Raw genomic sequence first — 19,442 nt, 5'->3', positions numbered from 1 at the left:
AGTGATTATAGAATGCCGTCATCGGCAAAGCTAAAATACTGCTTTTCGGTCACAATAATATGGTCTAAGACTTGGATATCTAGACTCTGCGCAGCCGTTTTTAGTTTGGCCGTAAGTAACTTGTCTGCCTGTGATGGTTTAAGCGTTCCAGAAGGGTGATTATGTCCTAAAATCATACCGACAGCACTGAGTTCTATAGCTGTTTTCATGACTAACCGCACATCTACTAGCGTTCCCGTAAGTCCGCCTTTACTCACTTGTTCCTTGCGTAACACCTTATTTGAATTATTTAAAAATAATACCCAGAATTCTTCATGACCTAGCTCTCCTATTATAGGTTGTAATATTTGATAAGCATCTTTTGAGGAAGAAATACGCTTTCGCGAAAGCGTCTCTCCACCACTTCTCCTTCTCCCTAGTTCTAGCGCAGCAGCAATAGTAACCGCCTTTGCCTCTCCTATTCCTTTAAATTTCATTAAATCTTTTACCGAAAATTTACCCAGCTCTGAAAGATTATTCTCAGCTTGTGAGAGAATGCGCTTACTTAGTGCAACTGCGCTTTCTTCTCGAGATCCAGAACTTATTAAAATAGCGATTAACTCAGCATCAGATAATACAGATCTTCCTTTAATCATCAATTTCTCTCGTGGCCTATCATCTTCGGACCAATTTTTTATAGAAATATAGGAAGCAGCGTCTGTAGATGTTTTTATAGCCATAAGCCATAAATATAATGCTTTAGTCTGAATATCTGCATCTTAGCAATAAATCAACATCAGTTTATATTAGGAATACAAGTTCTAAAAGCAGTCCACTTAATAATACAGACACCTTATATTATTCAAAGAGTCTTACAATTTGAGAATCTGAAGAATGAGAAAATAGTACATTTACATTTCATTAATAAAGCGACAAATGTCTGAAATCATCACTTCCATTTTCTTCATTTTTGCAGTAATCGATCCTATAGGATCTATCCCTGTATATCTAGAAGCTACAAAAGAATTTGATTTACGTCACAAAAAGAAAATTGCTATTAGAGCTTCTGTGATAGCATTTTTAATACTCTTATTTTTTATTGTGATAGGGCAGCTCATTCTTGAGGGTATGTCTGTTTCATTAAATGCCTTCCAAATCTCTGGAGGAGTAATACTATTTCTATTTGCGCTGACTATGATTTTTGGCGATGGTAAACCGGAGGAGGAAAAGAGTAAGATTACAGATTACAAACACGTGACCATATTCCCTATTGCGATACCATCTATTGCTTCACCTGGGGCAATTATGGCAGTAGTGTTAATGACAGATAATCACATTTACTCCATACAAGAGCAGTTTATAGCTACAGCGCTCGTGCTATTTGTGATAGGACTTACTTGTTTGATTTTACTTGGAGCAAATAAACTTCAAGAGCGCATAGGTAACTACGGGATTACAGTTATTAGTAAAATAATGGGACTCATCTTAGCCGCATATGCTGTACAAAGTATTTTAAGCGGGATAAGCTCTTATTTTGGAACCGCTACGGCTTAAAGTTTAATTAGAGTACCTCACAATAACCATCATTATGTTTTTGATAGATAAGCCATTTGCTTCAGATTTTCTTATTGCAACTATAAAGGAAAATAACTATCCCATTATTGCAACTCCCGTGGCAAAGTCCATCGCTCAAGATGACACGCTTAACTGGATAGATGAGCAGGATGCGGTAGCTATTTATAAAGATAATCCAGATACAACGCTATACTCTAACTCAGAAAATGCGTTAGTATGGATAGAACAACATCTAGGAGATAGCACACTTGCTCGCCAGATAAATATCTTGAAGGATAAAGTCCAGTTTAGAGAACTTACTAAAAGTTTGTTTCCAGACTTTCATTTTCAAAAGCTTTCTCTAACGGATGTCCATCTTCTAGATTCGGCTATCTTAAAATTTCCTTTTGTTATAAAACCTAGTGTTGGCTTTTTCAGTATAGGTGTTCATATCATTCAAGATCAAAACGATTGGGAAAAGGCAAAGAAAGAGCTACACCCAGAGAAGCTCAAAAGCATCTTTCCAAAAGACGTACTGGACACCACGTATTTCATTATTGAAGAATTTATTCAAGGAGAGGAATTTGCTATAGATTACTATCACAATGCAAATGGTGAGGTTGTAATCTTAAACATTTTACACCACCTCTTCTCTTCTGGAAAAGACACTAGCGATCGCGTTTATTGCACCTCAAAAGATATTATCACCTCTCATAGTGTTGCCATACATGAATTTTTAAGTGCATTAGGACAAGAATTACAACTCAAGAATTTTCCTGCGCATGCAGAGATACGCATAGATGCTTCTGGAAAAATCACTCCTATTGAGGTTAATCCGCTGCGTTTTGGAGGATTTTGTACTACAGGTGACTCACTTGGTATTACTGTAGATTTTAATTCTTATGTATGCTTTCGCGAAAGCAAAAAACCTAACTGGGACCAGATATTTAAAGGCAAGGAAGATAAAGTCTTTAGCATTATCATACTAGATAATAGCACGGGTATCCCTGCAGAAAGCATCAAAAGTTTTGACTACGAAAAGATAGCTACAAAGTTTGAAAAACCAGTATTAGTAAGACCACTAGATATACATAGCTATCCTGTATTTGGATTTATTTTTACAGAGACAAATCCTGATAATGAGCGCGAACTCACAGATATCTTAACTTCTGATTTAAAAGAATACGTGACTACATGATCTGAACAAGGTTTCTTGAATTTTATAATAAGCCTAACACTTTCTATTCGCTAGGCGTAAATAGCCGTACTATCTTTGCAAGGTTAAAGAAGTACCATACATTATAAAACTCATATCATGAATAAAACAATACTATCGCTGCTAGTTATATTTTCTATAATAAGCTGCAAGAACACTACAGAAACAAAAGAAGTACAAAAAACTCAAGAAAGCCCAGTAATCACTGAAGTAGCTTCTTTTACGGGACAACAAGTTACAGGTGTCACGGTAAGTAATGAGGGAAGAATATTTGCTAATTTCCCAAGATGGAGAAAAGGTGTTGAAAACTCTGTAGTTGAAGTATTAGAAAATAATGAGTCGGGTGCATTCCCTAACGAACAGTGGAATACATGGGAAGATGGAAAAAAAGTTAATGATTCGCTTTTTGTAGCGGTACAATCTGTAGTCGCTTTCAATAATGACTTATATGTAGTTGATACTCGTAATCCACTATTTGGTGGTGTGATTGACAACCCAAAAATCTTTGTATTTGACCTAACTACAAACTCATTAAAACGCACCTACACTATTGCTGAAAGTAGCATCCATAAAGACTCATACATAAACGATGTGCGTGTAGATGCAAAAAACAATAAGGCTTACTTTACAGACTCTGGACATGCAGGACTTGTAGTTTTAGATCTTGAGTCTGGAGCATCTAAAAGAGTGCTTAATGAACACACCTCAACACTAGCTGAAGTAAGCCAACTTACATTTCCTGATGGCAGTACTTGGGAGAACAAAGTACATTCTGATGGTATTGCATTAGACGTAAATAATGACATTTTATATTACCACGCACTAAGCGGTTATAGCTTATATGCTATCCCAACTTCAACACTTATTAATGGCACACAAGAAGAGATAGAAAATAGCGTCTCTTTAGTTAAAAAAACGAGCGCACCAGACGGGATGATACTTGATGATGCTAGTAACCTTTACTTCGCCGACTTAGAAAATAATAAGGTGATGAAAATGGATACTAATACTAAAGAAGTATCTACACTTATTGAAGGTGACCAAGTGCGCTGGGCAGATACCTTTAGTATTTACAAAGGTGATTTATACTACACCAACTCTAGAATTAATGAAATTACAGGTCCTCTAGGAGACATGAAATTTACTATTAATAAAGTGAGTATTGATTAAATAAAAGCTCTTCAATTTCACGCATTAAAAAACCGCTTTATCCTTCAAGATAAAGCGGTTTTTCTATTTAAACAATTTACATATTCTTAATAAGCATCATCATGTACAAAAGCTACCGCTCTACCTGATGGATCATTCATGTTTTTAAAAGCTTCATCCCATTCTAGTGCTGTAGGTGTACTACAAGCTACACTTGGCACAGAAGGCACACAGCGTGCTGCAGCATCACTTGGGAAGTGCTCTTCAAAAATGGTACGGTAGTAAAACTCTTCTTTATTTTGAGGCGTATGGATAGGGAATCTATGATGAGCGTTCTCCATTTGGGTAGCACTCACAGCTTCATCTACTACGTCCTTAAGACTATCAATCCATGAGTAACCTACACCGTCTGAGAACTGCTCTTTCTGTCTCCAAGCTACACTTTCTGGTAAATACTTTTCAAAAGCCTTACGCAAGATCCATTTTTCCATCTTACGCTCCTTAGTAATCATTTTATCTTGAGGATTAAGACGCATAGCGACATCCATAAATTCTTTATCTAAGAAAGGCACACGCCCTTCTATTCCCCAGGCTGCAAGTGATTTATTTGCACGTAGACAGTCGTACATATGTAACTTATCTAGTTTACGCACTGTCTCCTCATGAAACTCTTTTGCATTTGGTGCTTTGTGGAAGTATAAATATCCTCCAAAAATCTCATCTGCCCCTTCTCCTGAGAGTACCATTTTTACTCCCATAGATTTAATCACACGTGCCATTAAGTACATAGGCGTACTCGCTCTTATCGTGGTGATATCATACGTTTCTAGATGATAGATTACATCGCGTATAGCATCTAGTCCTTCTTGTATCGTAAACTCAATAGGGTGATGTACTGTCCCTATATGATCTGCTACAACCTGAGCGGCTGCAAGGTCTGGAGAACCTTTGAGTCCTATACTAAAAGAGTGTAACTGTGGCCACCACGCAGCTTGCTCATCACCAGATTCTATACGCTTTTCTGCATATAGCTTTGCAACCGCACTTGTAATGGATGAGTCTAGACCTCCAGAAAGTAATACCCCATAAGGCACATCACTCATAAGTTGGCGCTTTATAGATGCCGCTAGTGCATCGTGTAACTCTTCTATACTTGACTCGTTATCTTTCACCTTATCATATTCCATCCAGTCACGAGAATACCAGCGTGTAAGCTCTCCCGTCACACTAGAGTAATAATGTCCTGGAGGAAATAATTCTATCTTAGAACAAACACCTTCTAGTGCCTTTAACTCAGAAGCTACATAAAAAGTCCCGTGCTGATCCCATCCCATATAGAGTGGAATAATTCCCATGTGATCACGGGCTACAAAATATTCATCTTTGGCTACGTCATATAACGCAAAGCCAAAAATCCCGTTGAGCTTGTCACAAAAGTCATGACCATGTTCTTTATAAAGCGCGAGTATGATCTCACAATCTGATGCCGTTTGAAACTCGTAATCTCCAGTTAAGGTCTCACGTAATTCCTTATGGTTATATATCTCTCCATTTGCTGCGAGCACAAGACTCTTATCTTTTGAAAATAACGGTTGTTTCCCAGAAGCTGGATCTACTATAGACAGACGTTCGTGTGTCATGATGGCATTCTCATTATTAAAAACCCCATTCCAATCCGGTCCTCTGTGGCGGATTTTTTTTGACATTTCTAATAATTGAGGACGTAAATCTTCGGCTTTCTCCTTGAGATCAAAGGCGCATACAATTCCACACATGATTTTATATATTTATTGTTATTGATAAGGCAAATATGCAATTACACTTCCATTAATAAAACGAATAACACAAATACAGTTACATATTATAACTTTATTGCACATAAACGTATTAATTTGAAGGTATACGCTTTCGCGAAAGCGTACATCTAAAACATTTTGAAAGTTTTAGCACTTTTGTGAGACTTACAACATAACTTTGAAGGAGCCTTGAGAGCTATTTCAAGACTAATTAACTCTAAAACAATATTACTATTATGAAAAAGTTTTTTATGACTGCGGTGGTGGCACTAGCATTTGTTGCTGCACCATCTGTGAATGCACAAGATTTTAATGTAGATAAAAGCCCTATGGATCAAGCGGCTTTTCCATCTAATTACAAGGAATCAAATAAGCTAGTAAAAGTAACATATAGCCGTCCACAACTTAAGGAGCGTGAGCTTTCAAAACTTGCTCCAGACGGAAAAGTATGGAGACTAGGTGCAAATGAAGCAGCAGAGATTACTCTTTACAAGGACATGAAATTAGGTACGACGCCAGTAAAAGCAGGTACATACACAATGTATGCAATGCCTAATGGCGCTGAGTGGACCATTATTTTAAGCTCTGACCTTAATGTATGGGGTTCTTACTTCTACAAAGAAGCAAATGATGTAGCTCGTATCACAGTACCGGTAACACAAGCAGATGATGCGATCGAGTATTTTGGTATGGAATTTATGCCAGTAGATCAAGGAGCTCACCTTCATATGGCATGGGGTAATGCTCGTGTAGAAGTACCTTTCTACAACTAGTTTTTAGATTTTTATACAACATACAAAACCCGAATTTCTGTAATGGAAATTCGGGTTTTTTTATGCCTAGCAGGTAAATTATAGCGTTTTCTAATCTTGAAAATTACCTTTTAGCCATCTTGCGACTTTAAGCTCCCACTGTACTTCTTTCATATGGTCGATAGAGTGCTTTGTTTCTTTATCAAATAATTTCTGGGTAGCAATACGCTCTTCTTCTACTTCTTTATAGAGCATTTTTATTTCTTCAAGACTATTTGAAGTAAACGTAAACGCGGCTACTTTATCTTCAAGCTTACGTGCATACACTTCTGTAATATCAAAATGTGTTTGCTCATGAGCCAGAAGATGCTTGCTCTTTTCTTGATGTCGCACCCATGAATACTCCGGATAAAAATGAGCAGTAACAGTTAAGCTCGCTTTATCTATATACCCCTCACCATTAGAAGCATATCCTTGACTGATACCTGTACTAGAACTCGCTGCCCAGCGTTCTAAAGAACTTGGTGTTCCTTTAAAATCTGACCATTGCAGTATACGCTGGCTATGCCAAGGAAGACGCTCTGGAGCATCAGAGACAGATACAAAGGCTATTGCAATTAGTATGATAAATACTCTATTCAATGTTATTATGTTTTTTGCTTTTTCTTGCGTGCTGCTGGAAACAGTACATTATTTAAGATCAAACGATAACCAGGGGAGTTAGGATGTAGTTCTAACTCTGTCTTAGGATCACCTACTCTGTGCTGGTAATCTTCTGGATCGTGACCTCCATAAAAAGTAAAGAATCCTTTCCCTTTAATCCCATGAATATATCTCGCTTCACCATTAGTAAGGTTTTCACCCATTACTAACACATTAGACTTGATAGTCTCTGGATCATAACTGGTAGTCTGTCCCATAAAGCCTTTTACAAGAGCCGTATGATTTTGACAAAGCATCGTAGGAATAGGATCCCATTTTGCACTATAATCTTTTAAGGTAAAATAATCTGTTTGAAAAGGAATCTTACGTTTACTCGTCATATCTATAGACGAAAACTCGTAGGTAGTAGGAGAACGTTCTAGCGTATAATTTGTAAAAGCAAATGTTTTCTGGAAGTCTATTTTTGAAGTATATCCTGGTTCGCTAGGATCTCCGTCAAACATAGGTTCACAAATATCTACTCCCTCGGCAGAGAGGGCAATATCGAAGCTATCTGTTGCACTACACATGGCAAACATAAAGCCTCCACCCACAACATAGTCACGTATCTTAAGAGCTACATCGCCCTTTTCCTTTGAGACTTTATTATAACCTAGTTTGGTAGCAAGTGCTTCGGCTGCTTTTTTCTCTTCTATGTACCAAGGCGAGGCTCGGTAAGAGCCATAGAATTTTCCAAACTGTCCCGTAAAATCTTCGTGATGTAAGTGTAACCAATCATATAAAATAAGCTGATCACTAAGCACTTCTGTATCGTAAATAGTGGTGTAAGGTATCTCTGCATAGGTAAGCACCATTGTTACTGCATCATCCCAAGGCACTTTACTATCTGGTGTGTACACGGCAATTTTAGGCGCTTTTTCTAGCACAACAGCTTCCATATTTTGAGATGGACTTGCTATTTCTGTAAGAATTTGTTCCGTTTGTGAGTCTGATAATACTTCATAAGAGACACCACGTATTGTACATTCGCGGCGTACCTCTTCGGTATCTGGCAGCAAGAAAGAGCCGCCTCTGTAATTAAGTAACCACTTTACTTTTTGGTTTTTATCAAGTGACCAGTATGTAATTCCATATGCTTTAAGATGCTCCCTTTGAGTCTCTATATCCATAGGAATGAGGATATATGACGCTTTCGCGAAAGCGAAATTCAATATCAAAAAGGATAAAATAAGTAGTTTCTTCATTGTCAATTTTATAACGTTGAAATTACAAAAATCGTGCACAAAAAAAACCCTTATATAATAATAAGGGTTCTAATCATTGATTTACTCTGGTTTAACTAAAAACTCTCAGAAAAACCTGTGTGTGCTATATAATTTGAAGAAGCAATCGTATCAATAAAAATCCAATCTGACTGCACTCCAGAACCACTTAAAGTTACTTTAAGATAGCCACGCTCAGTTGCATTAAAGTAATTAAGTCCATCTATAAGAATGGTCATTGCTTGTTGAAACCCTGTGATTGTCGCTGCATCACCTCCTAAAATACCTTCAAAACCAGGCGAACTAACAGAAGCTGTTGCAAGCTCCTTACCAACAGCAGTTCCATCTTGCAGGGTAAGATCATTATACCACGCATTATGTGTATCTCCTGCAAGAACAACCACATCTTTCCCCACAAAGCTATTCATTAACTCTTCTCGTTCTACTAAGTATCCATCCCAAGCATCAAGGTTATAAGGAATGGTATTAGACACACGTCCTATTTCTTGGGCAGTAAGCGTTGGATCATTTGCTTGTACACGTAGTTTAAGCGTTACCAGCTCGGTAAGCTGCGCTTGAAAAAAAGCCGTAGTTCCGGCAGACACCGATCCTGTTGCTCCTATTTCTCCTAGAATGGTTCCTATTGTAATGATAAGCTCTGCCGGTATAAACATTTTTCCCATAAGCACCTGCTGCCCTATTACTTGATACTTTGAAGAACTATTTGCTAGGGTACTCTGGAACCAGCTCTTTTGTTGTGCGCCTAACATACTACGGTTAGGATCTACTAGATCTTCGCCAAATGCAGTAAAATCAAAACTACCAGTACTCCCAAAATAGTTATTAAAATCTAGTTGCTTATCACGACCTATTAATCGAGTATCAAGCATAATTAAATCTGCAAGATCTCCTATCTTAAAACTTCTATATATGATATTTACATCATTTGTCATTGCTGGTAAATACTCGCTATATGCTTGGAGTGCTGCCTGCTTGCGAGTTTCAAAATCACCTTCGTTATCTTGATGATTTTGGGCTCCATCTTGATAAGTGTCATTTGTAATCTCGTGATCATCCCACACGGCAATAAACGGTTTTTTTTGATGTGCTAATTGTAGTCCAGCATCACTGCGATATTGACGATATCTCTGGCGATAATCATCAAGACTTACGATTTCATGATTAGGCTCGGGAACTCTGCCTAATGCAACTGTACTCTCATTTGTTCCATATTGATTCTCTCCATACTCGTAAATATAATCTCCCAAGTGGACTATGATATCTACGTCAGAATTTCCAAGTGCGTCATATACATTAAAAAGTCCGGCAGCATAGTTTGCACAAGACACCACTCCCATAGATACTGCATCAAGGCCACTCGATGGTAAAGTAATAGTCTCTCCTATTACAGAAACAGTGTTATCTTCTAGGTTTGCAAAGCGATAATATAATTTTTGACCTGCCTCCAGATCTTGTACCTCAACACTAACTGTAAAGTCACGGCTACTGTCTGTAATCACCTCACCACTTCTTACGATAGTATTAAAATTTATATCTGTACTTAATTCATAAGTAATCGTTGCTTGAATTGCTTCTGTAGTATAATGTGTCCAGATAATAACCTGATTACTAGTAGGGTCAAAACTTGCTACGCCAAGTTCAAAATTAGATGTCGTTAGGTTATCTGGTATGATCGCATTATTCAACGTTAGATCATCATCATTAGAACAGCTTATAAAGTTAGGAATCAATATTATACCGCCAGTAGCTAGCAATGTATTTCTTAGAAAAAGTCTCCTTTTATTAGATGGATTACTCATAAAAATATGTGTTTGATTTTGTGACACATAATTAAAGTTCATCCTTAAAGTCTGAGTTATTCTAAAGTTAAAGTAGTTTTATGAAACCAAGTGGTATGTTATTTTAACATTAGTATACTACATCAAACGGTGTGGCTAGGTTAAGAATATAGACACACCTCATGTGCAATTCAACAGACTTGAAATAAGGGAGGAATCAAAAAATGTACATATTTTGTGCGGAGAAATAAATAGCACGATCATTTAGAAACCTGGAATTTGAGATACTTCCCTTGCGTTTATCTGCAACTCTAGTGTGATGATTTATAACGCTTTCGCGAAAGCGAAATTTAACGCAAGAAAACACGAAAGCCCCAATAGCAATACTATTGAGGCTTTTTCTATAATTATATCATTTTCTAAAAAGGAACATCATCATCCTCATTCTCACTTGGGAGTCCTGGTGGTGGTCCACCAAAGGCATCATCTGCACTAGGTAGTGCATTAGGATTAAAAGTATCATCATTTGCGGCAGCATTCATACTACTTGCAAACTCGTATGGCGTAGAGAAATCATCAAGGTTATCAAACTTACCTAAGTGACCAACGAACTTAAGACGTATGTTATCGAGACCACCGTTACGGTGTTTTGCAACAATAAACTCTCCTTGTCCTTCTGTTGGGCTGCGTTCATCATCATCCCATTCTTCAATTTTATAGTATTCTGGACGGTAGATAAAAGATACAATATCTGCATCCTGCTCGATCGCTCCAGATTCACGAAGGTCTGAAAGTAAAGGTCGTTTACTACCTCCACGCGTCTCCACCGCACGTGATAGCTGTGACAGTGCAATTACAGGAATAGAAAGTTCCTTTGCAAGTGCTTTGAGGTTACGAGAAATCATCGAGATTTCTTGCTCTCGATTACCTCCACCCTTTTGAGAAGAACCACCCGTCATTAACTGCAGGTAATCAATCATTATTATTTTAATCCCAAACTGTGATGCGAGACGTCTTGCCTTTGCACGTAAGTCAAAAATAGAAAGCGATGGTGTATCATCAATAAATAAAGGAGCTTTCTCTAAGCTTTTTACTTTCACATTGAGCTGCTCCCATTCATGCTTCTCTAACTTTCCTGTTCGCAGTTTTTCTGAAGATAATCCCGTTTCTGACGAAATCAAACGAGTAATCAACTGTACTGAAGACATCTCCAGTGAGAAGAATGCTACCGGTATATTTTGATCTACCGCCATGTTACGAGCCATCGTAAGTGTCATCGCTGTTTTACCCATACCTGGACGAGCTGCAACGATAATTAAATCTGATGGTTGCCATCCAGAGGTAAGCTCATCTACTTTATGAAAACCAGTAGGAATACCTGATAATCCCTCTTGATTTGCTATCTCTTCAATTCGCTTTTTTGCTTGTATTACGAGGTTCTGAGCACTCTCAGAACTACGTTTTACGTTTCCTTGAGTTACCTCATACAATTTTGTTTCTGCAGTATCTAGAAGATCAAATACATCTGTAGTTTCATCATACGCCTCTTCAATAATTTCATTAGAAATTTTAATGAGTGAACGCTGTATAAACTTCTGTAAGATGATACGAGCGTGATACTCTATGTGGGCAGAAGAAGCTACTTTTTGAGTGAGTTGGATAAGGTAATAATCACCTCCAGCTACATCCAGCTTACCCATCTTCTTAAGTTGCTCAGAAACAGTTAATAAGTCGACTGGTTGCCCTTCTTCAAAGAGCACTCTTATCGCCTCAAAAATATGTCTATGCTGATCTTTATAAAAAACCTCTGGTGATAGGATGTCAATTACTTCATCTACACCTTTCTTGTCAATCATAAGCGCACCAAGCACAACAACCTCAAGATCAAGTGCTTGTGGTGGTATTTTTCCTTTTTCAAGGCTAATTACTTGACCTTTAGAAGTGTTATATGCTGGCTTCGGCTTAGTTTGTTCCATAGCTACGAAAGTAAATAAATAGTTATGCGAGATACGCTTTCGCGAAAGCGTAGTACTCACAGGTCATTAACAATTGAACTGTTAATAACTAGAAAATATTGTTAATAAGGGTAAAAAAATCCGCACTGGAAAAGCGCGGATTATGGCATCAAGTGAAAAAGGTCTTGTTAGCCTTTGAAGACTCCCATTTCTGAATATTTATTCATCCTTTGTTCCACGAGTTCTGTTGGTGATAAGTTCTTAAATTCGTCAAAAGCTTTTAATATTGATTCTTTTACAGTAAGAAAAGCCTCTGGACGGTTTGCATGCGCTCCGCCTAATGGTTCTTTTACAATCTCGTCTATAAGCTTCTGTTTTTTCATATCTGTAGCTGTAAGCTTTAAAGCCTCTGCTGCCTGTTCCTTGTACTCCCAGCTTCTCCATAAAATTGAAGAACATGACTCTGGAGAGATTACAGAATACCAAGTATTTTCAAGCATAAGAACTTTGTTACCTACACCTATTCCTAAGGCTCCACCACTTGCTCCTTCACCTATAATTATCACGATAATAGGCACTTTAAGACGTGTCATCTCAAGAATATTACGAGCAATAGCTTCTCCTTGTCCACGCTCTTCTGCTTCAAGACCTGGGTATGCTCCTGGTGTATCCACTATAGAAACTACAGGTACTCCAAATTTCTCGGCGCTTTTCATAAGACGTAACGCCTTACGATATCCTTCTGGATTTGCCATACCGAAGTTACGGTACTGCCTTGTTTTTGTATTATAACCCTTCTGCTGACCAATGAACATAAATGACTGATCACCTATCTTTCCTAGGCCACCTATCATTGCTTTGTCATCTTTTACATTACGATCTCCGTGAAGCTCTAAAAAAGTATCACCACAGATAGCGTTTATGTAATCTAAAGTATAAGGACGATTAGGGTGTCTTGATAATTGAACACGCTGCCATGCCGTTAGATTTTTATAAATATCCTTTTTAGTAGCAGCTAGTTTTTTTTCTATTTGCTTACAAGTCTGGGTAACGTCTACATCACTCTCTTGGCCTATTAAGGCACATTTTTCCAGTTGCTCTTCAAGCTCTTTGATTGGTAATTCGAAATCTAAATATTCCATTCTCAAGGTTTTAAGACGCACAATGGCGCTTTACTTTCGGTTAGGTATAGTCTACAAATATAATGGTTTTCTTAAGAGACTCAAGCCTCTTTAACAGCCTTGAATTTTTTACTATTCTTAAGCACTCCATTTGCAATAACTACGGCGAGAATTACAAGCGCGCCATAGTAAAATTCTTTACTCATTTGCTCTGCATCTCCTAGCACTATAAATGCTAGTAAAATTCCATATACAGGTTCAAGATTGATGGTAAGCATGATCGTATAAGGACTTAAATGTTTCATAACTGCTACAGCTGCTATAAAAGCATAAGCCGTACACACAGAGGCTAATATACCAATGTATACCCAATCCATAGTAGGTAAGACAAAAAACTGTGCAGAAAAGAATGTGTCTGGCCTTGCAATTACGAGATAGGCTGTCACACACAGACTCCCGATGAGTAACTCGTAAAAGGATATTTTTGTAGGATGATGGTTTTCTATAAACTTCCCATTAATTAAGGTAAATACTGCCGACAAAAATGCAGAAAAGAGCGCTAGTAATATTCCCGTTTGATAGGCAGTTTCTACTTCAAAAATAACATATAGTGCGCCTACAACGATAGCTCCAAAAAGTAACTCATACCAGATTACTTTACGCTTATAAAATATAGGTTCGAGTAGGGCTGTAAAAAATGCGCCTGTACTCATCATTGCAAGTGTAATAGAGACATTAGATTCCTTAATTGCCCCAAAAAAGGTAAGCCAGTGCACAGCAATGACTAAACCTGCAATAGCAAAACCTACTAATGTTTTACGCGAAACTGCAAGAGAGACCCCTCGAATCTTTATGTACACAAATATGAAAATACTTGCTAGTCCCATTCTGAACCAAACTAAGGGCACAGCATCTATAGTTATAAGCGCTCCAAGTACTGCTGTAAATCCCCAAATAAATACTATGAGGTGAAAATGAAGGTATGCCTTAAGCTTATCGTTTTGCATTGCGAAGAAGATATACTGCGAGTATAGCAAAAAGTATATTAGGTGTCCAAACTGCAACTAAAGGCGGGAAATCTGATTGCTCTGCAAGCGTTCCAAAAACTTTATCAAAGAATATAAAAACAAAAGCAAGCACAATACCAAAAGCAAGATTAATCCCCATCCCTCCACGACGCTTCATGGCGCTTACAGCTACTGCAATAATTGTGAGAATATATGCAGCAACAGGTAAACTATAGCGTTTTTGCAAAGTCACTTCATAGCGACTTATATAAGAAGACCCTCTTGATTTTTCTTTTGCAATAAACTTTCTTAACTCTGGTGTACTTAAGGTCTCTGCTATGTACTCTACAGGGGTAAGGTCATCCATGTCAAAATTAAAGACTGTATCTAATTTTGCCTTACTTTCTAAGATGTCACCATTTTCTGTAATCGTTCGCTTCTTAAAGCTGTTCAAGGTATATGTCGTATCCTCTTCGTTATATCGTATACGAATAGCGCTCATTTTGTAAGTCATTTTATTGCCTTCAAAATGTTCCCATGTAAAATTACGTCCTGTCTTCGTACGAGGTGTAAAACTGCTTACATAGATATAGTCTCCAGTGTCAATCTGCCTGTAGACATTCTGCGTTTCTCGATCTTTCTTATTCTTTTTTAAGTACTCAAAAATGAACTCGTTGTAGCCTTTGTTTGCCCGTGGAGCAAGATAAGTACCTAAAAAGAAAGCGCCCACACAGACTATGGTTGCCCCTATTAAATAAGGTCTTAAAAATCTATAAAATGACACTCCACTACTCAAGAAGGCAATGACCTCCGTATTGTTCGCCAGTTTTGAGGTAAACCATATTACCGATAAAAATAGAAATAAGGGGAAAAGTAGGTTTGCAAAGTATATTGTAAAATTAAGGTAATACAAAGCTACCTCTCCAAAAGGGGCTTCATTGGCTAAGATTTTATCAATCTTCTCTGCAAGATTTACAATAATACCTATGGGTATAAACAGCACAAGCATCGTGACAAAAGTCCCGATGTATCGCTTTACTATATACCAGTCTAGAATTTTCAATTATAAACGATTATTCATTTGTTTTACCATCATCTCTTTCCAAGTAACAAAGTCTCCTGCAATAATATGCTTGCGCGCTTCACGTACTAACCACATATAGAAACCTAAATTGTGGATGGTAGCAATTTGCATTCCTAACAACTCGTGACATTTAAACAAGTGACGAAGATAGGCTTTACTATATTCTGTATCTACCCAAGTAAGGCCCATTTCGTCTATAGGAGAAAAGTCCTCTTCCCATTTAAGGTTTTTAATATTTATACTACCATAGGCAGTAAATAACATTCCGTTACGAGCATTTCTTGTAGGCATCACACAGTCAAACATATCTACACCTAACGCAATATTCTCTAAAATATTTATAGGAGTACCTACTCCCATTAAATATCTAGGTTTATCCTTGGGCAATATAGCAGTTACAACTTCTGTCATTCCATACATTTCTTCGGCTGGCTCTCCTACAGAAAGTCCGCCTATGGCGTTTCCAAAAGCACCCGCATTTGCAATATATTCGGCAGATTGTGCTCTTAGATCTTTATACGTACTTCCCTGTACAATAGGGAATAATGCTTGCTCATGACCATATAATGCAGGAATTTTATTAAAATGATTTATACAACGATCTAGCCATCTATGAGTCATGTGCATAGATCTCTTTGCATAACGATAATCACATGGATATGGTGTGCACTCATCAAATGCCATCATAATATCTGCACCTATCTGGCGCTGAATTTCCATCACATTTTCTGGTGTAAATAAGTGCATAGACCCATCTACGTGAGACTTAAAACGCACTCCTTCCTCCTTAATCTTACGCCTATTAGACAATGAATATACTTGATACCCACCACTATCTGTAAGAATAGGTCGATCCCAGTTCATAAACTTATGTAGCCCACCTGCCTTCTGCATAATGTCCATCTTAGGACGTAAGTACAAATGATAGGTATTACCTAATATAATATCTGGATTAATATCTTCTCTAAGCTCGCGCTGGTGTACACCCTTTACAGATGCTACCGTACCTACGGGCATAAAAATAGGCGTTTCAATGACACCGTGATCTGTTGTAAGTTTTCCTGCTCTCGCTTGAGATGCAGGATCTGTTGTAAGTAAGTCAAATTGCATAAGAGGCAAAGATATAACTTAGATACAATTTAAAATGAAAGTTGCAACGTCATTTTAAAGGTTAAAAAAGCCTCAGCATATTAAAACAATGTAATAACATACCAGATGCTGAAGCCTAACAAAGCAATTATACTCACAATACTGAGCAAATCCATGCCTTTAGAGATCCTCGCTTCTTTAGGAACACTTTCGTCCTTAAAGGATAAATAGTTGCAAATGGCATAGAATGGAGCCGTAAGAAAAGATAGTATGGTCGCCACTTTCACAAGAGCTCCCATCTCGCTTATTAAGAAAAATAATATGCCACAGGTTCCAAGAATTAAGACGATTAGATAAAACAAGTACCCTCGTTTTTTAAAACCGAAACCTAATAATGAGGTCGTAGCTTCTAGCCCTCTAGGAGACGCATCTAATGTAGTAAGTGTGGTGCTAAACATTGTTGTAAATGCAGCCAGACCAATAAGCAAGGTTGCCCAGTCTCCCAGACTTGCTGTATACATATTGATAAGTTGGCCTGCAAAAACACCTCCCCTTGGAGAAAAAGTCTCTCCAGTACCAAACATAACTAACGCTCCTAAGGTCATAAAGCAAATACCCAACACTACCGCACCAGCATACCCTATATTAAAATCAAAAATTGAATTACGCATTGCATCCTTACCCGTATCTCTTTTTTCTAGTGTCCATAATGAATGCCATATAGAAATATCAAGCGGCGCTGGCATCCACCCCATAAAGGCAATTAGAAATGCAACAGCCGCTCCTTCTGTTGGTATAATTTGGAGCAAATTTGCCGGAGTTCCCATTCCTTGGTTAGTTACGCTTTCGCGAAAAGCAAAAAAGACAGCCACCAGCGTACTTATAGTGAGTGTGATAATAATCACCTTCATTAGTTTATCGAGAATCCTATACTTTCCTATTGCTAGTATTGCAGCACACAGTATTGTAATAGCGACACTCCATATGGCTACATCATTAGTAATTCCAAAAAGCTGAACAGCTATTCCTGCAGTTACAATAGTTACTGATGTCTGAATAGTAAACATAGTAGCTAGTGTCAAAAAGAAATAAACCCACAAAACAGGCTTACCTAATTTCATATACCCAACTAGCAAACTGTTTCCAGTTGCTGAGGCATACCTAGGCCCAAACTGGAAGAATGGATATTTTATAATATTTACGAGAATCAAAGCCCACAGGAGACCAAAGCCAAAATCGGCGCCTGCTCTAGTGCTTTGCACAAGATGAGAAACCCCAATAGCCGCGCCAGCAAATAGTAATCCTGGTCCTAACTTTTTAAAGGGTATAGCTTTCAATTATCTTCTGTTTTAATTACGTCTGCGAGTAATCTGCGAGCACGTAGAAGCTTCACTTTTACATTACTCATAGGTTCTTCAAGATACTCTGCCATTTCTTTATAGCTCATTTCTTGAAAGTAACGCAAATTAATGATTTCTTGATAATGAGGCTTTAAGGTTTTAATATAAGCTAGTAATTCAGATAAATTCTGCTCTTTGATGAGCACATCTTCTGGAGAAGGGTTTAAGTCGGCAACTTTCTTTACTCGCTCGTCATCACGATCAGAAATATGAGATCTTATAGAAGACTCTTTTTTCCTAATAATATCAATGTGTATATTTTTTGATATAGTAATTAACCATGTGGCAAATCTATACTCTTCTTTATAAGTGTCTATTTTTGAAAATGCTTTTGAAAATGTCTGGATGGTAATATCCTCTGCGTCATAAGCGTTTTTAGTTCGCTTGAGTTGGAAACCATATACCTCACTCCAAAAGGAATTAAGCAAGAAATTGAAAGCACTTTGCTTTCCTTCTTTTGCTCGGGATATTTCTAGAATAATTTTTTCGGGGGTTACTTCCACCGTGTAGGTTTTGTGAAAAGGTTACAGATAAAGATACTCATTTGTACACATACCAACGTAATCTCATAAATAGGATATAAATAAGTCAAATCTTTTTCTTGTAAACGCGCAGCGCTACAACCTACCGTAATCCATGCACATAAATAACGTACACCAATAATGAGCGCTACCCATTGCCAGTTACACTGATTTACAAGAAGGGCAATTGCTCCTACTAAGAACAAACACTGACTTATATAAAATAGCGCTAGCAATGATTTCTCTAAAAACTTATAGTGTACCGCAGTACTTATATGCCTGCGCTTTTGAGTTATCCAACTTGCAAAAGTTTTCTTAGGAGTAGAAATTGTAAATGATTCTGGAGAAAACTGTATCGCTGTATTCTTACGCGTGCTTGCCTCGTTTACAAACAGGTCGTCATCACCACTTTGAATTTTAATATGGTTGATAAATCCTTTTTGCTCATAAAAAACATCTGAAGTATACGCTAGGTTACGACCTACGCCCATATAAGGTCTACCCGCTTTTGCCCAACTAAAATATTGCAAAGCAGTTATCAAAGTTTCAAATCTTATAAGCTTATTAATCCAAGATCCTTTGATTTTCTCATAAGCTCCATAACCTAACACAATCTCCTTTTCTTCACTAAAGGAAGAAGCCATGTGCTGTAACCAGTGATTTGATGCGGGAACACAATCTGCATCTGTAAATAACATGTGCTTATGCTGTGCTCGTTTTATCCCAAGCGTAAGTGCGTATTTTTTATTACCCCAGAAAGTTTCATTATTTACCACATTTACTTGCTGCACATTCGTATTGGCTAGTTTAAATGCTTCCATTATATCTTCTGTATCATCAGAAGATGCATCATTAATTAAAATAATTTCAAATTCTGGATAGTCTTGAGATAGTATTTTTGGGATATTTTTTTGAAGATTTGCCGACTCGTTTTTGGCACAAATAATTACAGAAACTGAAGGAAGCGAACTTCTATTGGTGTTAGAAATTTTCGCGAAAGCAAATATCCAATAGAAAATGTAAAAAGTCACGTTAATAAACGTGACTCCTATAAATATATAAAATAGTAGTGTAAAAATGTGTTCCAATAGATAG

Annotated in this window: 17 protein-coding genes; 4 read left to right on the top strand and 13 right to left on the bottom strand. The window is 37.5% G+C overall.

Annotated elements, in window-relative coordinates:
* Positions 1 to 5 precede the first annotated feature (5 nt).
* Entirely contained in the window at positions 6 to 719 is a 714-nt protein-coding gene (gene radC, locus KRODI_RS09050; protein WP_013751299.1) for a RadC family protein, read from the bottom strand.
* A gap of 196 nt (positions 720 to 915) precedes the next feature.
* Here radC and KRODI_RS09045 point away from each other — a divergent pair, with 196 nt between their 5' ends.
* From KRODI_RS09045 to KRODI_RS09035, 3 genes are all read left to right on the top strand, one after another.
* Positions 916 to 1,533: a MarC family protein gene (locus KRODI_RS09045; RefSeq protein ID WP_013751298.1), complete on the top strand. Its 618-nt coding sequence runs from the start codon at positions 916 to 918 to the stop codon at positions 1,531 to 1,533.
* Between the two features lie 34 nt (positions 1,534 to 1,567).
* On the top strand, positions 1,568 to 2,731 hold the full coding sequence (locus KRODI_RS09040; protein ID WP_013751297.1) for an ATP-grasp domain-containing protein: 1,164 nt from the start codon (positions 1,568 to 1,570) through the stop codon (positions 2,729 to 2,731).
* A 117-nt stretch (positions 2,732 to 2,848) separates the two neighbouring features.
* Positions 2,849 to 3,919: an L-dopachrome tautomerase-related protein gene (locus KRODI_RS09035; protein WP_013751296.1), complete on the top strand. Its 1,071-nt coding sequence runs from the start codon at positions 2,849 to 2,851 to the stop codon at positions 3,917 to 3,919.
* A gap of 86 nt (positions 3,920 to 4,005) precedes the next feature.
* Here the strand turns inward: KRODI_RS09035 and asnB are convergent, their stop codons facing one another.
* Positions 4,006 to 5,673 carry an asparagine synthase B gene (asnB, locus tag KRODI_RS09030; protein WP_013751295.1) on the bottom strand — a complete coding sequence of 556 codons (1,668 nt, stop codon included), beginning with the start codon at positions 5,671 to 5,673 and terminating at the stop codon, positions 4,006 to 4,008.
* Positions 5,674 to 5,930: 257 nt separating this feature from the next.
* On the opposite strand from asnB, the gene KRODI_RS09025 reads away from it, so the two are divergent.
* Entirely contained in the window at positions 5,931 to 6,467 is a 537-nt protein-coding gene (locus tag KRODI_RS09025) for a DUF2911 domain-containing protein (protein ID WP_013751294.1), read from the top strand.
* 90 nt (positions 6,468 to 6,557) lie between these two features.
* On the opposite strand, the gene KRODI_RS09020 is transcribed toward KRODI_RS09025, so the two are convergent.
* From KRODI_RS09020 to KRODI_RS08970, 11 genes are all read right to left on the bottom strand, one after another.
* Entirely contained in the window at positions 6,558 to 7,088 is a 531-nt protein-coding gene (locus tag KRODI_RS09020; protein ID WP_013751293.1) for a hypothetical protein, read from the bottom strand.
* A 5-nt stretch (positions 7,089 to 7,093) separates the two neighbouring features.
* Positions 7,094 to 8,353, bottom strand: coding sequence for a hypothetical protein (locus KRODI_RS09015; protein WP_013751292.1), 1,260 nt, complete (start codon positions 8,351 to 8,353; stop codon positions 7,094 to 7,096).
* A 95-nt stretch (positions 8,354 to 8,448) separates the two neighbouring features.
* Positions 8,449 to 10,191, bottom strand: coding sequence for an alkaline phosphatase D family protein (locus KRODI_RS09010; RefSeq protein WP_041295875.1), 1,743 nt, complete (start codon positions 10,189 to 10,191; stop codon positions 8,449 to 8,451).
* 398 nt (positions 10,192 to 10,589) lie between these two features.
* Positions 10,590 to 12,146 carry a replicative DNA helicase gene (gene dnaB / locus KRODI_RS09005; protein WP_013751290.1) on the bottom strand — a complete coding sequence of 519 codons (1,557 nt, stop codon included), beginning with the start codon at positions 12,144 to 12,146 and terminating at the stop codon, positions 10,590 to 10,592.
* A 167-nt stretch (positions 12,147 to 12,313) separates the two neighbouring features.
* On the bottom strand, positions 12,314 to 13,267 hold the full coding sequence (locus KRODI_RS09000; RefSeq protein ID WP_013751289.1) for an acetyl-CoA carboxylase carboxyltransferase subunit alpha: 954 nt from the start codon (positions 13,265 to 13,267) through the stop codon (positions 12,314 to 12,316).
* Between the two features lie 80 nt (positions 13,268 to 13,347).
* Entirely contained in the window at positions 13,348 to 14,253 is a 906-nt protein-coding gene (locus tag KRODI_RS08995) for a DMT family transporter (protein ID WP_013751288.1), read from the bottom strand.
* The gene (locus tag KRODI_RS08990; RefSeq protein ID WP_013751287.1) at positions 14,240 to 15,316 is read right to left on the bottom strand and encodes an LptF/LptG family permease; all 1,077 of its coding nucleotides are present in this window, start codon (positions 15,314 to 15,316) and stop codon (positions 14,240 to 14,242) included. The genes KRODI_RS08995 and KRODI_RS08990 overlap by 14 nt, the downstream gene beginning before the upstream one ends.
* Entirely contained in the window at positions 15,317 to 16,447 is a 1,131-nt protein-coding gene (gene tgt, locus KRODI_RS08985; RefSeq protein ID WP_013751286.1) for a tRNA guanosine(34) transglycosylase Tgt, read from the bottom strand.
* 80 nt (positions 16,448 to 16,527) lie between these two features.
* A complete protein-coding gene (locus tag KRODI_RS08980) occupies positions 16,528 to 17,763 on the bottom strand; it encodes an Nramp family divalent metal transporter (protein WP_013751285.1) in 1,236 nt (411 codons plus the stop codon).
* A complete protein-coding gene (locus KRODI_RS08975; RefSeq protein ID WP_013751284.1) occupies positions 17,760 to 18,329 on the bottom strand; it encodes an RNA polymerase sigma factor in 570 nt (189 codons plus the stop codon). Before KRODI_RS08975 ends, KRODI_RS08980 begins: the two co-directional genes overlap by 4 nt.
* Positions 18,320 to 19,435, bottom strand: coding sequence for a glycosyltransferase (locus KRODI_RS08970; RefSeq protein ID WP_013751283.1), 1,116 nt, complete (start codon positions 19,433 to 19,435; stop codon positions 18,320 to 18,322). The genes KRODI_RS08975 and KRODI_RS08970 overlap by 10 nt, the downstream gene beginning before the upstream one ends.
* Positions 19,436 to 19,442: the final 7 nt, after the last annotated feature.

The organism is Dokdonia sp. 4H-3-7-5 (assembly GCF_000212355.1).
Lineage (GTDB): Bacteria > Bacteroidota > Bacteroidia > Flavobacteriales > Flavobacteriaceae > Dokdonia.
The sequence above is the reverse complement of the archived record's forward strand: the minus strand, read 5'-3'. Positions and strand labels throughout refer to the sequence as shown.

Coding starts and splice junctions, on each gene's coding strand:
- radC (WP_013751299.1), bottom strand. CDS start 719: ATGGCTATAAAAACATCTACAGACGCTGCTTCCTATATTTCTATAAAA.
- KRODI_RS09035 (WP_013751296.1), top strand. CDS start 2,849: ATGAATAAAACAATACTATCGCTGCTAGTTATATTTTCTATAATAAGC.
- asnB (WP_013751295.1), bottom strand. CDS start 5,673: ATGTGTGGAATTGTATGCGCCTTTGATCTCAAGGAGAAAGCCGAAGAT.
- KRODI_RS09015 (WP_013751292.1), bottom strand. CDS start 8,353: ATGAAGAAACTACTTATTTTATCCTTTTTGATATTGAATTTCGCTTTC.
- KRODI_RS09025 (WP_013751294.1), top strand. CDS start 5,931: ATGAAAAAGTTTTTTATGACTGCGGTGGTGGCACTAGCATTTGTTGCT.
- KRODI_RS09000 (WP_013751289.1), bottom strand. CDS start 13,267: ATGGAATATTTAGATTTCGAATTACCAATCAAAGAGCTTGAAGAGCAA.
- tgt (WP_013751286.1), bottom strand. CDS start 16,447: ATGCAATTTGACTTACTTACAACAGATCCTGCATCTCAAGCGAGAGCA.
- KRODI_RS09040 (WP_013751297.1), top strand. CDS start 1,568: ATGTTTTTGATAGATAAGCCATTTGCTTCAGATTTTCTTATTGCAACT.
- KRODI_RS08995 (WP_013751288.1), bottom strand. CDS start 14,253: ATGCAAAACGATAAGCTTAAGGCATACCTTCATTTTCACCTCATAGTA.
- KRODI_RS09045 (WP_013751298.1), top strand. CDS start 916: ATGTCTGAAATCATCACTTCCATTTTCTTCATTTTTGCAGTAATCGAT.
- KRODI_RS09010 (WP_041295875.1), bottom strand. CDS start 10,191: ATGAGTAATCCATCTAATAAAAGGAGACTTTTTCTAAGAAATACATTG.
- dnaB (WP_013751290.1), bottom strand. CDS start 12,146: ATGGAACAAACTAAGCCGAAGCCAGCATATAACACTTCTAAAGGTCAA.